Raw genomic sequence first — 11,620 nt, forward strand, 5'->3', positions numbered from 1 at the left:
GAAGCGAAGTTGCCATGATTCGAGCTTTCACCCGACCGATTCCGCTTGTTGTGGCTCTGGCGTTTTGCACCTTCATTCCAGTGATGATGGCCGCTGTCCGCGTGGTGCAGATCCCGCTTGGCGCATTGCCCGAGGACGGCCTGCGGCTGGCCTCCGTTCCTGTCGCATACTTCCTTCACTCGCTCGCGGGCGTGCTGTTCGGCGTGCTCGGGCCTCTGCAGTTTGTTCGCGCCCTTCGCCGCCGATTCGGGACTCTGCACCGCCTGAGCGGGCGAGTTTTTGTGCTTGCGGGGATGGGGTTGGCGCTGTCGGGGCTGGCGCTGCTGCTGCGGGTCGGGAGCATCGCAACCGGGCTTCTGGACGCCGTCCGCGGAGTCTTTGGCCTGGCGCTGATCGCAGTGCTCGTGCTGGGGGTGTGGGCGGCGCGGGCGCACGCCATGGTTCGACACCGCGCTTGGATGATCCGCGCATATGCCATCGGCATGGGATCGGGAACCGTCGCGCTGGTGATGTTCCCCGTCTACCTGATCAGTGGAGAACCGCCCACGGGGCTGACCACTGACATTGTGGTTGTCGGCATGTGGCTGCTCACCATCGCTGTGGGTGAATGGGTCGTCCGGAGGCTTGCTTCCCCAGACCACTGCAGCCGGTCAGCACCGTGACCCAACCAGTTCAGCGTCGGGGGACAGCACATGAACTTTGGCAAGGCAGACAGCCACAGAGATAACCACGATGACGGAGGCGCAGAGCGTGGATCCGTCAAAAATTTCAGATGCTCTCAACTAAGGCTTGGCCCGTCTTCCTGCTCGAACTGGCCGATGTTTTCGCGCTCGCCGCGGACGGCAGGGTGCGCCGGATCGCCTTCAGCAGCGCATCGCCAGTGTCCATGTCGAAGACCATCAGTGCGCCGCTGATGACAGCTTGGTGGCCGGTCTGGCCGTCACTAATGCCATCGGCATCCTGCAGGAGATCCGCGCTGCGGTGCGCGGGACCATAAGCGACGCAGGCGTCATCCAGATGCCATCGCGGTTGCCTATGTCGCCGGATCGTCGATACGCTTACCGCTCGATTTCGCGCGACGTCGATGGTTTCGCCGGGTGAATGCGCGAGCCAGAGCAAAAAGCAGCGTCGCGGTGCGAACCGGAGCGAAACTGGCGGAAGAGGTGCGACCGGTTACAAACGGTCCCTCGCAGCATTTCGTGCCGCCTCGATGGCGCCCGAAGGAGATGCGCGAGCTAATGCGAAAAGCGGCGTAGCGGCGCGCGCCACGGCGAAACTGGCGGAGGGGATGTCCGTCATACTATCGTTCACCGCCGTCCAAATTGAGTGCAGGCACCCCGATAACAAACGGAAATTACGCCATTTCTTTCATCATCCCGGCCAGCGATGCTCGCTTCCGTTCGCCCTTGTTCGGGCATATGATGTGGGAACGGATGAGGGAACAACCCCTGTTCCCACAATGGCGGAGATCTTGGGTGCCGAAGCGCGCAGCGGGCCTTTCAGCCGCACAGGTTGCTAAGGAGAAGCGCCCAGGTCGCTACAGCGATGGCGGCGGGCTCATCTTCTATGTGAAGGCCAGCGGCACGCCCGCCTGGGTGTTCCGCTACAGCGTGAACGGCACCCGCCGCGACATGGGGCTGGGCCCGGCGCGGGGCACCGGCTCCCTTTCCCTTGCTGACGCCCGCGTGAAGGTGGGCGAGCTGCGCCGCATGGTGGATACCGGGGTCGATCCCCTGGCGAAGCGGGACGCCGATGCTGCCGCGGCGAAGGCCGCGGAGCAGGCGGCGGTGGCGCGTGCGAAGACCTTCAGCGAGGTGACGGACCTATTCCTCGGCGCGCATGAGGTCGGCTGGCGGAATGCGAAGCACCGAGCGCAATGGAAAATGACGCTCACGGAATATGCCGGGCGGCACATGGGCGAGCTGGTGGTCGGCAATATCGGCACCGAGCACATCACCGCGGCGCTCACGCCGATTTGGACCACGAAGCCGGAAACGGCCTCTCGACTGCGCGGCCGCATCGAGGCGGTGCTGGACTTCGCCGCCGTCCACGGCTGGCGCGACGGGGCGAATCCTGCGCGGTGGCGCGGGCATCTGGACAAGGTGTTCCCCCGCCGCACGAAAGTGCGCGCCGTGAAGCATCATGCCGCCCTCCCCTGGCAGGACATGAGCGGTTTCATGGCGCTGCTGGCGAAGCGCGAGGGCGTGTCGGTCGATGCTCTCGCCTTCTGCATCCTGACGGCGGCGCGGTCGGGCGAAGTGCTCGGTGCGCGGTGGTCCGAGCTCGACCTGACCGCCGCGGTGTGGACCATCCCAGCGGAGCGCATGAAGGCCGGCAAGGAGCACCGGGTCCCGCTGTCGTCCCCTTCCCTGGCGGTGCTTCACCGCATGGCGAAGGTGCGCGAGCGCGATGCGGCCGACGCATTGGTGTTCCCGGGCCAGAAGGATGGCCGGCCGCTATCCATCATGGCCATGGCGATGGTCCTGCGCCGCATGGAGCGTGGGCACCTGACCGTGCATGGCTTCCGCTCCGCCTTCCGCGATTGGGCCGGCGAGACAACGGCCCATCCCCGCGAAGTGGTCGAGGCCGCGCTGGCACACAGGACCGGCGACAAGGTCGAGCAAGCCTATGCCCGCGGCGACCTTTTCACGAAGCGCCGGCGGCTCATGGATGATTGGGCCGCCTTCTGTGCGAAGAGGCCAGCGACCGTCACGGCGATAATGCCGGCGGCGGGGGAGACCGTGGAGCAAACAGCGTGAAGTTCCCGGGTCCAGCCCGCGAGTTCCACATTTCCTCTGATCCGGCCGAAGGCTCACCCCTGTGGACCGCCCGCATGACCTTCGCGGATGATCCGGCGCTGGCAGACCGCGTAGCCATGCTGGGGGTGCGGCAGCGGTGGGCCGGCGAATCAGACTGCGCACCGCTCTCACCTGACGAGCAAGCGGAGCACGATGCCGGCGAGCAGGCTATTCGCGCGTCGATCACACGGCGGCTTCGCGGCGGGGAATTGATTGCTCGCGGCATCCCTGACGGCCGCATCCAGTATGAGGTGATCCCGCCGGAGGCCTGGCGGGATGTCACCGTCGATTGGTGGGAAAGTGTCATCGCAGTGCATGGGGTCGAGGTCCGGGGCATCATCGTCAGCCCCAGGCCGGAAGCGATGGAGGGCGCTCCTGGAAAGCTGAAGAGCGCCGCCAGCCGCGGCCGAGGGCGCAGCTACGCGGAGGCTGATGCTCCTCTTGTAGAGGAAGCCGTCGCGTTACTCATTCAGGGAAAGGCGACAGGGGCGCAGAATGCCGCGCGCGCCGTTGCCGACCGGGCAAAAGGCGACAGCAAGGGTGAATCGAAGGTGGACCGGCTGACGCTGAGGATTCAATCCCGCCTGAAAGAGATCGGACGGCAGCCCCGATAGCTTGGCGCCAATCGGCTGCCGCGCCACGACACGGCGCAACAGGGTGCGGCTGAGACAGTTAGAGTGGTTAGAAGCTAACTACCCTGCCTCAGACTGACCGACCGGCTTGTTCCTATTGGGTTCTCGCACATCGCCGAACGGCGGCGATCCAGCGAGGATTTCCCATGTACTTCGACCCCTCCGCCCAGAACATCCAGCCGAACACGGCGCTGGGCTTCCGCGTCAACGACGCCTGTCGCCTCGGCGGCTTCGGCCGCACGACCTGCTACGCGCTGCTCAAGTCCGGAGCGCTGAAGAAGGTGAAAGTCGCCGGGCGCACGCTGGTCGACGGCGATAGCCTGCGCGCGCTGCTGAAGACCGGCACCGCCGGTTCGGTGAGCGCCGCCGCGGAGGCAGCCCATGAGGCCGCCGCCATCGGCTCCGCCAACACGAAATAAGGCCGGCCGCCTACAGGAAGCGACCGGCCCAAGAATCAGAAGCGAAGAGTATATCGTTCTCTCGACTACTTCGCCCCGAGTCCGAGACCACGTTTCCTAAGCGTTCGGCCCTCGCAAGATCGAGGGCAACATGCACATCGCGAATGAAGTTCAACTGAAGGCCGCCGCGGACGAATTCGACCGCGCTCGCAAGGAGTTGCTGCGCGCCTCCTTGCGCATGGCGTTGCTCGCCCCGGACCTCTTCCAGCTGGAGGCCGACGGCACCGCTAACGCCATGCGCAGCATCGCGGCGGTTGTTCGCCAGCAGAAGAGCCGCCAGTGAGCTTCTGCCTGCCCGCGAATCCGCCGGTTGTGATCGAGGCCGAGCAGGCAGTCCTTGGCTCGATCCTTGCGAACAACCGCAACTACGAGCTGGTGGCAGATATCCTCCGGCCTGAACACTTTGCGGACCCGATCCTGGCACGCATCTTCAGCGATGCTACGCGCTGCATCCAGTCCGGCCAGCTCGCCGACGCCATCACCTTGCGGGGAACCTACGAAGCCGATGGCGCGCTGCACGAGGTCGGCGGGCCGAGCTATCTGCCGCAGCTCATCTCAGCGATGGCATCACCGCTCTCCTTGCAAAGCTACGCAGAAGCCATCGTCGACCGCTGGCGTCGGCGCCAGATCATGGTGCAGGCGCAGGAGGCGATTGCCCGCGCACAATACGTCACTAGCGAAGACCCCGCCGCGGCCATCGCGAGCGCCGTGGCGAGCGAGATGCTCTCGCTGGCGGAGACCGGCACTCAGGAACGGACCACCGATATCGGCACTGCGGCTGATGCGGCGCTGAAGGCGGCGGAGGACGCATCGCGGAACGGTGGACGGGCGCCGGGCCTCCCGACAGGCATCTCCAGCCTTGACCGTTTGATCGGCGGCCTCTCGGCCTCCCAGATGATCGTGATCGGCGCGCGCCCGGGCGTCGGCAAGACCGCGCTCGCCATCTCAATCGCGCTCGCGGCGGCACAGAGCGGCGTCGGCGTGCTGATCTTCTCCCTCGAGATGGCCGCGGCCGAGCTCGCCGAGCGCATGCTGGCCAACATCGCCGGCATCTCCGGGACGCTGATCCGCGACGGCCGCCTCGGGCAGAAGCAGTGGGACCACCTGGTCGCGGCGCGGAATGAGCTGCACCAGCTCGACATCCGCATCGATGACGCCGTGGCCCTGACTATGGAGCAGGTGCGCCTCCGTGCGCGCACCATGTCGCGGAAGCGTCCGATCGGGCTGATCGTCATCGATCACATAGGCCTCCTCGCCCCGCCTCCTGGCATGGCGAAGGCCGGGCCGGCGGTGTGGACCGAATCGAACTCGAAAGCGACGAAGGCGTTGGCGAAGGAGCTTCGCATCCCGGTCCTTGCGCTCTCGCAGCTGAATCGCGGTCTTGAAGGGCGTGAGGAGAAGCGTCCAGGCCTTGCCGACCTGCGCTGGTCCGGCTCAATCGAGCAGGATGCGGATGTGGTGGCGTTCATCCACCGCGACGACATCCATCTCAGCAACCACGCGCCGTCGCGTAAGCCGGACGAAAGCGAGGCAAAGTTCGCAGAGCGCCAGTCCAGCTATGCGGCCGCTCTAGCAGCGTCCAAGGGCCGCGCCGAGCTCATCGTCGCGAAGCAGCGTCGCGGCCCCACCGGCACGCTGCAGCTCCGCTTCGACGCGGCCCGCTGCCACATCGCCGATGCCGAAGGCTGGTGCCAGCCATGAGCTTCGCCGCGTTGAAATGGGCGTGGGAGCGGGTGGGCCTGCCGCCCTCTCTGAAGCTCGTGCTGCTGGCGCTGGCCGAGCATCACAACGCCGAGACAGGCCGGTGCGATCCCGGCGCCTGCCGAATTGCGACGCTCACTGGTCTCTCGGAGCGGACGGTCCGCAGCTCGCTCGGGATGCTCGCCTCAATGGGATTCATAGGAATCCAACGTCGCGACGGTCGGCGCTCGAACTTCCAGCTCTCCACCACGATGACCTCTGAAGCCATTGCAGGGGTGCAGGTATCGCAGGGGTGCAGTTCCCGCAGGGGACCCCTGAAGCCATTGCAGGGGACCCCTGAAACGGTTGCAGGACTCAATCAGGAAGAAACCGGGAAGGAACCATTCGCCGCTGATCCGGTCATCGATAACGCCGCCTCCGTTGAAGACACCGACCCCGATGCGGTGTTGTTCCGACATGGCGTCGCCGACCTCATCGATCTGTCGGGGATACCCAACGCGCATGCGCGCAGCCTGATCGCAAAGCTCCGCAAGACGGCCGGTGGCGATGCGCGAAGGGTGCTTGCCGCCATCAAGCAGGCAAAGGAAGCCCGCCCCGCGGACCTGGTACCATGGCTCTTTGCCGCACTGCGCAATAACCTCCGCGCAGAAGCGCCGCAGACCGAAGCCATCCCGAAGGAGGTGAACGGCTTCATCGTCGCGGCCGTCATCGACCGCACGCTGGACGACCTCGGCGTCGGCGACCTGCGTTTCCCCGACCTGCCCCGCGCGATCGTCGCGCTGCTGCGCGAGGGCTTCGAGCCGGACGCGATCTACGGTGCGGCCATCGCCATCGGCCGGCGCGGCGTCGAGACGATGAGATCACCGGCCTACTTGGCGAGCATCGTCCGCGGCCGTCAACGGGAACGAGGACCAGCATGAAGAAGCTGCACGGCCGCGCCCGGGCGCCTCCACCATCTGCCCACGTCAATCCCGCTTTCGACGCGGGCAGCGCCCGTTCGAACCCGCTGCCCAACAGCGATACCGAGCCTTCGAATTTCGCACCGATCTGAAAGATCCTCAAAATGAGCCGCACGCAGAAGATCCTCGCCGCCGCCCTGGACGATATCGACGCGCTGCCGCCGGAGGTGCGTGCCACCCTCCGCGCCGGCCTACTCCGCTTCCTCGGCGAACTCGACGTCACGCCGATGGTGGACGACCGCACTGGCGAGCTGGTCATGGACCTGGAAGCCATCTCCCGCGCCCTCGGCATGACGCCGGAGGAGGCTATGGCGTCCATGCGCGAATGCGGCGCCGACAAGCACGCGCGGATGATTCCGACCGCCCACCTGAAGCCGATGCAGTAGCGCGCCCCAGACAGGAGCCGATCGTGCAATTGCGCGGTAGGCGTCAACTGGCGCCGTTCAAATTGGACATTGCGAAATGAGCATCGAGCACATCAACCGCGATCGCTTCCGCAAGGTTTGGAACCTCGCGAAGGAATCGCCATCTGCCGGGGAGCGGGATGCCGCCATGGCGCGCGCCGAGGCGATGCTGGCCTCAGCCGGCCTCAGCATGGCCGACGCGCCCTGCATCCTCGCCGAAACGGAGCCAGCGCACCCGCGCGACATCTTCGATGGCTTCGACGATTGGATGGAGGCGAAGCAGCCCGGGTACAAGGCCGAGGCCGCAGCCGCGCGCGCCGAGAAGGCCTGCGGGCGCGAGGAGTTCCGCCAGACCGTCATCCGCAAGTATGGATCGGAGGAATCCGCCAAGGCGCCCACAGCGCGCGAGAGGGCGCTGGACAGCGCCGCGGCCCCCTTCGTCTGTCGGGAGATGAAGACCTATTCCAACGGCACGTTTCCAAATTGGACACTCGACGGATGGGACCCTTTCGGGCTCAGTAAAGGCGAGATGCCCGCCCATGTTCGCGCGGCGCTGGAAACCGCATTGCCCTGGCCGAAGACATTGGCCGAGGCCGCCGATGAGCTGGCGTGGTGGGAGCATCGAGACCGGGAGATCGGCGCGGCCTGGGGCGATGTGCGCGGAGACAGCTACCTGTCGCTGGCCTGTTATGCCCGCCGGAACATGATTGATGACGCACTGGCATACGACATCCCCGCCGCCGATATACGCGACCTCATCCACCGCCAGCGCCATGGCATGGACCGCGACTGGCACGACGAAAAGATCAACGCAGCGGTGCTGGCCGACCTCGAGCGCTTCGCCGCCCAGGGGAATCAATCTGAACAGCCGGAAGCGGGGGGGCAACGCGTTAGCGAGACTGTCCAATTTGGACAGACCGCAACCCAGCGCCGCGAGGCGGTGGTTGTCATGCTTTCCGATCCCGACACGGCCGCGCTCCCCAATCGAGAGTTGGCCCGCCGCGCCGGCGTCAGCCCGTCCACCGTGAGCAACATACGGCGACGTCTCGCGAAGGAGCGGCAGGGGGAGCTGTTTGGCGCTGCAGCGTAGGCGCAGCACCGGTTGGGGTTCCCCCACGGGGTGGTAGCCAAATCGGGCACCACCGACATGCTGCGCCGGCTGAAGCAGATCGCCTCCGCCGGGCCTATGCGCGCGTCTCGGCATGACAGAGATACATTGGAGTCCTGGATCACCGCCTGCATGCGCTTTTGGACCCGGGCTCCGAGGAATGGCGCGAGCAACTCCTCCACCAGAACTGCGGGGCACTGTGCGTGATGTGATTCCCGACGGTCACCGCTGCTGCTGGCTCATCGGGCAATTTCGCGCGTCCCGATATTGAACCTGCGAGCTCGTCCGGCAGGTAGCTAGATCTTACTGTCCCGAGCATCACGTCCGCACCTACTGCGTCATCCCCGTGGACTTCTTCGGGCGCCCCAAGCGGGGGACAATTGACCGGCACGCGACAATCTTGACCCAAAGCGAAGGTCGTGATGGCCCAATGATCGAGCCGTGGGCTTCGAGGCGTGAAATGGGGATTCGCTATGTTTTCGGAAGTTAGTCGGCTGGTCGCAGAGGTCGGCGTTTGTTTCGGAACCGAGAGTCTGTGACCCCCGACGAGATCCTGGCGTCTTTCGTCGAATTGGAAGCTAAGGCAGAGGCTGTTCGGCTCCTGCTCGCGATGACGATCGAGGAGTACTCCTTCCCTCCGCGGACGCGAGCCAAGTTGGAAGGCGCGCACGACACGATCCGCGCCCAGCAGGCCAGCCTCCGCGCCGTGCTCGCCCGCGGCAAGGCAGAGCGCGACGGCGCGCTCGATAGCGCTGCCTGCAACATCGCCGCTTCCTCAGGCGCGACGTTGCTTAATCGCAAAGGCGTATTGTCTATCCCGGTGCCGTCCAGCACGAAGGAGGCATAGGAACAATGAAGAACGCCGAAGCCACGGCTTGGTCGGAGGCGGCCTTCGCCGCATCGCTGATTGGCGTGCGGGCAGCCGTCCAACGCGCCATGGCAGACCTCCGGTCCGTCGCAAGGGCAGGCGGCAATGTCGAGGGCGCGCGGCGCGCGTTGCTGGCCGCGCTACCCGACCTCGATCGCGGCTGCGCCCGCCTCCTGCTCAGCGCGACGGCCGCGACGCCCACCTGCATGCACGAGCCACCGCCCCGCAGCGTCGACCCGATACCCGCCACAGGCGGCATGCTCGGCGAGTTGACGCCGTGAGCGCGGTCGTGAACGGGATCCTCGGCGGCCCGAGCGGCGGCAGCGAACGCGCGAACGTCTATCAGCCCAAGGTCGCGGTGATGCGATTGAGGACGATGGAGTGGCACAAGGGCTCGTCCAAACGCTACGCCGCGCCCGAGTGCGAGATCGACTTGACCCCGCTAATTTGTGAGAGCGGCGGCACCTGCACCCGCAAGACGCTGTGCGAGCCGGTCAGTGGCTGCTCGATCAGTTGCAGCAGCCAGCATGAATCCGAGGTGCTCGACACCGGCGCGGAGCCGATGAGCGCTATCGAAATCCACGCTGCGAGGGGCATCGGCCGGCGCGTCGGCCCGATAAGCTACACGTGGAAGCCAACCGCGGCTCGAATGCTCAAGCTCCGGCGCGCAGATCCAACTCGCAGGTTCGTCTGATATGGCCCGAACTCCGAATTCGCCGGAACGGGACGCACTTCGCCGAGAGGTGGAGGGCAATGTCCTTGCCGAGGTCGAGCGCGCCGGCCTGGACGGGATCAGCGTGCGCGGACTGGCGCGACGGTTCGCGGGGCGGGGCACGAGCGAAAAGACCGTCACCCGATGGATCGACGTGGTGCTGAAATCCGGCCGCGCCGGACAGCACCTTGCCTTGAAGGCCAGGGCAGCGGCCGATACGCGCGCCGCCCTGCCCGACCCGGCGGCGTCCCTCGCCGACGATGTGCGCGCGGCGCTGCCGGTGCTGGTCTCGCCAAGCGACATCGCATGCCATGGCGGCGTCATCGACGCAATTGGCTACATCCGCCATTGCATCCACGTCGCGCTGCGCGTCATCGAGCACGCCCAGGCGCCTGGCGGCGGCGTCCGTATGGCGAAAACGATGCTCGCTGCCTCGGAACACCTGCGCCGATGCCTCGAGACATCCGCTCGGATCAGCGAGACAATGCGAAACATCGGCGAGCTGGAGGCCTTCCACAAGCGCATCATCGAGGAGATCGCGAAGGAATCGCCGCCTACGGCCGAGCGTATAATGGCGCGCCTCTCGATACTGGCGCAGGAGCACGGCGCCTGACTACGATCACCATCGCCCCCGGTTGCCTCGTACGACGCCACGGGAGACGCGATGTCTTTGGCGCTCAAGTGTGAGCGCCTTCATGCGTGACTGTGGGGTATGCTGCGCAGGTCGCGGGGCTCCCCCCCCCGGCTACACGGCGTCAGCGAATGGAATTTGGCGTTCTTGCGTGATGGGGCGCGGCGGAAGGCGTAGCACTTCCGTTCGCGCAACTCGGCGGGTTTCATTGCTATTCTGTAATCATTCGGGAATCCGTGTATTCTGTGCCGAACGGAGTCGGCCATGGGATTGCTCAAAGAGATTCAAGAAACGCTGCTCACGGATGGATCGAGCATCGCGCATGCGCTGCTGAAGCTGCGCTTCCTTGCGAGCCGCATTGGCAGCGATGTACTGGAAGGCTGGGTGCAGCACGAAGTGGAAGGCTACCCGAAAGCGGTGCAAGTCCCGGACTATCGGAAGATCGCTGTGTTCTACCGGGGTAGCTTCGCGGGCGGCTTCCAGAACATGCAGAACGCGCCTATCCCTCCCCACCTAATCTCGAAGCTCGCCGGTGAACGCTGGCTGACGGAAGAACTCCGCTTCGGGATGGCAGTCGTGGATGACATGATTGCGCGCGCCGAGACGGGGTCTCAGTTTTCGACCAACTGCGCCGACCTCGTGCTGCTACTCGACGATAAGGTGTTCAGTGGGATGCACTGTATCGTGGTGAACGGATTCTTCGACGCCAGCGCACTGGTCAGCGTACAAGGCACCGTCCGCGCGAAAGTGCTCGACCTGACCGTCAAGCTTGAACGCGAGGTCCCGGCGGCCAAGGACATCACGCTGAATGAGCCGGTCAGTGCACTGCCGGCTGCAGAAGCCACCCGCGCCGGCCAGATCACGCAGATAACCGTCTATGGCAGCTACACGCAGGTCACCAACTCCGGTTCGGGCGACGTCTCGGTGAATGTGGCGCAAGGCGACATGGATGGTCTGGTGCGCGCGCTCACGGCCAAGGGCATGCCGGAGAGCGACGCCAAAGAACTCGCTACCATCGTGATGGAGGAGAAGCCTGAGAGCGCGGACAAGCCATTCGGCACGCGTGCGCGGGCATGGATGGCGAAGAAGGCGGGCGAGGCAGGCGGCGCGTTCTGGAACGCGGGCGTCGGCGTTGCGACGGAGGCAGCAAAGGGTGCCGCGAAAGGGTATCTGGGGCTGCCCTAGCTTGTTAGCGTCGTTGCACGATGGAGACGGGCGGCAGCCGGAGGGGATGACTCTGCCGGGGTTGATGGAGCCGTTTCCGGTGGAGACCCCTGCGAAACGGGCCTGATCGGGTAATGGAGGCGTGGTAGCGACCTGGGAACGGTAATGTTGGACGGCTTTGGTGC

16 protein-coding genes are annotated in these 11,620 nt (G+C 65.6%); 15 read left to right on the forward strand and 1 reads right to left on the reverse strand.

The features are described from left to right. Positions 1-14: 14 nt before the first annotated feature. Positions 15-662: a DUF2306 domain-containing protein gene (locus tag IEY36_RS15975; RefSeq protein ID WP_188968340.1), complete on the forward strand. Its 648-nt coding sequence runs from the start codon at positions 15-17 to the stop codon at positions 660-662. A 106-nt stretch (positions 663-768) separates the two neighbouring features. Here IEY36_RS15975 and IEY36_RS15980 read toward each other — a convergent pair whose 3' ends face one another. After that, positions 769-1,119 (reverse strand): hypothetical protein, encoded by a 351-nt coding sequence (locus tag IEY36_RS15980; RefSeq protein ID WP_188968342.1) that lies wholly within the window; start codon positions 1,117-1,119, stop codon positions 769-771. Between the two features lie 356 nt (positions 1,120-1,475). Here IEY36_RS15980 and IEY36_RS15985 point away from each other — a divergent pair, with 356 nt between their 5' ends. The 14 genes from IEY36_RS15985 (at position 1,476) to IEY36_RS16045 (ending at position 11,456) form a co-directional block, all read left to right on the forward strand. Further along, on the forward strand, positions 1,476-2,759 hold the full coding sequence (locus tag IEY36_RS15985) for a tyrosine-type recombinase/integrase (protein ID WP_229681356.1): 1,284 nt from the start codon (positions 1,476-1,478) through the stop codon (positions 2,757-2,759). 74 nt (positions 2,760-2,833) lie between these two features. After that, positions 2,834-3,412 carry a hypothetical protein gene (locus IEY36_RS15990; protein ID WP_188968346.1) on the forward strand — a complete coding sequence of 193 codons (579 nt, stop codon included), beginning with the start codon at positions 2,834-2,836 and terminating at the stop codon, positions 3,410-3,412. 164 nt (positions 3,413-3,576) lie between these two features. Continuing rightward, positions 3,577-3,849 (forward strand): helix-turn-helix domain-containing protein, encoded by a 273-nt coding sequence (locus IEY36_RS15995; protein WP_188968348.1) that lies wholly within the window; start codon positions 3,577-3,579, stop codon positions 3,847-3,849. A gap of 130 nt (positions 3,850-3,979) precedes the next feature. After that, positions 3,980-4,171, forward strand: a complete 192-nt coding sequence (locus tag IEY36_RS16000; RefSeq protein WP_188968350.1) for a hypothetical protein — start codon at positions 3,980-3,982, stop codon at positions 4,169-4,171. Next, positions 4,168-5,589: a replicative DNA helicase gene (locus IEY36_RS16005; RefSeq protein ID WP_188968352.1), complete on the forward strand. Its 1,422-nt coding sequence runs from the start codon at positions 4,168-4,170 to the stop codon at positions 5,587-5,589. Before IEY36_RS16000 ends, IEY36_RS16005 begins: the two co-directional genes overlap by 4 nt. After that, positions 5,586-6,509 (forward strand): helix-turn-helix domain-containing protein, encoded by a 924-nt coding sequence (locus IEY36_RS16010; RefSeq protein WP_188968354.1) that lies wholly within the window; start codon positions 5,586-5,588, stop codon positions 6,507-6,509. Before IEY36_RS16005 ends, IEY36_RS16010 begins: the two co-directional genes overlap by 4 nt. Continuing rightward, complete coding sequence (locus tag IEY36_RS31115) at positions 6,506-6,640, forward strand: hypothetical protein (protein WP_268238137.1); 135 nt, start codon at positions 6,506-6,508, stop codon at positions 6,638-6,640. Before IEY36_RS16010 ends, IEY36_RS31115 begins: the two co-directional genes overlap by 4 nt. A 12-nt stretch (positions 6,641-6,652) precedes the next feature. Then, positions 6,653-6,934, forward strand: coding sequence for a hypothetical protein (locus IEY36_RS16015; RefSeq protein WP_188968356.1), 282 nt, complete (start codon positions 6,653-6,655; stop codon positions 6,932-6,934). A 76-nt stretch (positions 6,935-7,010) separates the two neighbouring features. Beyond that, positions 7,011-8,042 (forward strand): Lrp/AsnC family transcriptional regulator, encoded by a 1,032-nt coding sequence (locus IEY36_RS16020; protein WP_188968358.1) that lies wholly within the window; start codon positions 7,011-7,013, stop codon positions 8,040-8,042. A 553-nt stretch (positions 8,043-8,595) separates the two neighbouring features. Continuing rightward, entirely contained in the window at positions 8,596-8,907 is a 312-nt protein-coding gene (locus IEY36_RS16025; RefSeq protein ID WP_188968360.1) for a hypothetical protein, read from the forward strand. 5 nt (positions 8,908-8,912) lie between these two features. Then, positions 8,913-9,209, forward strand: coding sequence for a hypothetical protein (locus IEY36_RS16030; protein ID WP_188968362.1), 297 nt, complete (start codon positions 8,913-8,915; stop codon positions 9,207-9,209). A gap of 8 nt (positions 9,210-9,217) precedes the next feature. Further along, complete coding sequence (locus IEY36_RS16035; protein WP_188968364.1) at positions 9,218-9,622, forward strand: hypothetical protein; 405 nt, start codon at positions 9,218-9,220, stop codon at positions 9,620-9,622. 1 nt (position 9,623) lies between these two features. Further along, positions 9,624-10,253, forward strand: coding sequence for a hypothetical protein (locus IEY36_RS16040; RefSeq protein ID WP_188968366.1), 630 nt, complete (start codon positions 9,624-9,626; stop codon positions 10,251-10,253). A gap of 282 nt (positions 10,254-10,535) precedes the next feature. Beyond that, positions 10,536-11,456, forward strand: coding sequence for an AbiTii domain-containing protein (locus tag IEY36_RS16045; RefSeq protein ID WP_188968369.1), 921 nt, complete (start codon positions 10,536-10,538; stop codon positions 11,454-11,456). The last annotated feature ends 164 nt before the right edge of the window (positions 11,457-11,620 follow it).

This window comes from Neoroseomonas lacus, assembly GCF_014644535.1.
In the GTDB taxonomy this organism is placed as follows: domain Bacteria; phylum Pseudomonadota; class Alphaproteobacteria; order Acetobacterales; family Acetobacteraceae; genus Neoroseomonas; species Neoroseomonas lacus.

What these genes read in the sequence shown, in the direction of transcription:
- IEY36_RS16045 (WP_188968369.1), top strand. Translation starts at nt 10,536, where the DNA reads ATGGGATTGCTCAAAGAGATTCAAGAAACGCTGCTCACGGATGGATCG.
- IEY36_RS16040 (WP_188968366.1), top strand. Translation starts at nt 9,624, where the DNA reads ATGGCCCGAACTCCGAATTCGCCGGAACGGGACGCACTTCGCCGAGAG.
- IEY36_RS16000 (WP_188968350.1), top strand. Translation starts at nt 3,980, where the DNA reads ATGCACATCGCGAATGAAGTTCAACTGAAGGCCGCCGCGGACGAATTC.
- IEY36_RS16015 (WP_188968356.1), top strand. Translation starts at nt 6,653, where the DNA reads ATGAGCCGCACGCAGAAGATCCTCGCCGCCGCCCTGGACGATATCGAC.
- IEY36_RS31115 (WP_268238137.1), top strand. Translation starts at nt 6,506, where the DNA reads ATGAAGAAGCTGCACGGCCGCGCCCGGGCGCCTCCACCATCTGCCCAC.
- IEY36_RS16020 (WP_188968358.1), top strand. Translation starts at nt 7,011, where the DNA reads ATGAGCATCGAGCACATCAACCGCGATCGCTTCCGCAAGGTTTGGAAC.
- IEY36_RS15975 (WP_188968340.1), top strand. Translation starts at nt 15, where the DNA reads ATGATTCGAGCTTTCACCCGACCGATTCCGCTTGTTGTGGCTCTGGCG.
- IEY36_RS16010 (WP_188968354.1), top strand. Translation starts at nt 5,586, where the DNA reads ATGAGCTTCGCCGCGTTGAAATGGGCGTGGGAGCGGGTGGGCCTGCCG.
- IEY36_RS16030 (WP_188968362.1), top strand. Translation starts at nt 8,913, where the DNA reads ATGAAGAACGCCGAAGCCACGGCTTGGTCGGAGGCGGCCTTCGCCGCA.
- IEY36_RS15995 (WP_188968348.1), top strand. Translation starts at nt 3,577, where the DNA reads ATGTACTTCGACCCCTCCGCCCAGAACATCCAGCCGAACACGGCGCTG.
- IEY36_RS15990 (WP_188968346.1), top strand. Translation starts at nt 2,834, where the DNA reads ATGACCTTCGCGGATGATCCGGCGCTGGCAGACCGCGTAGCCATGCTG.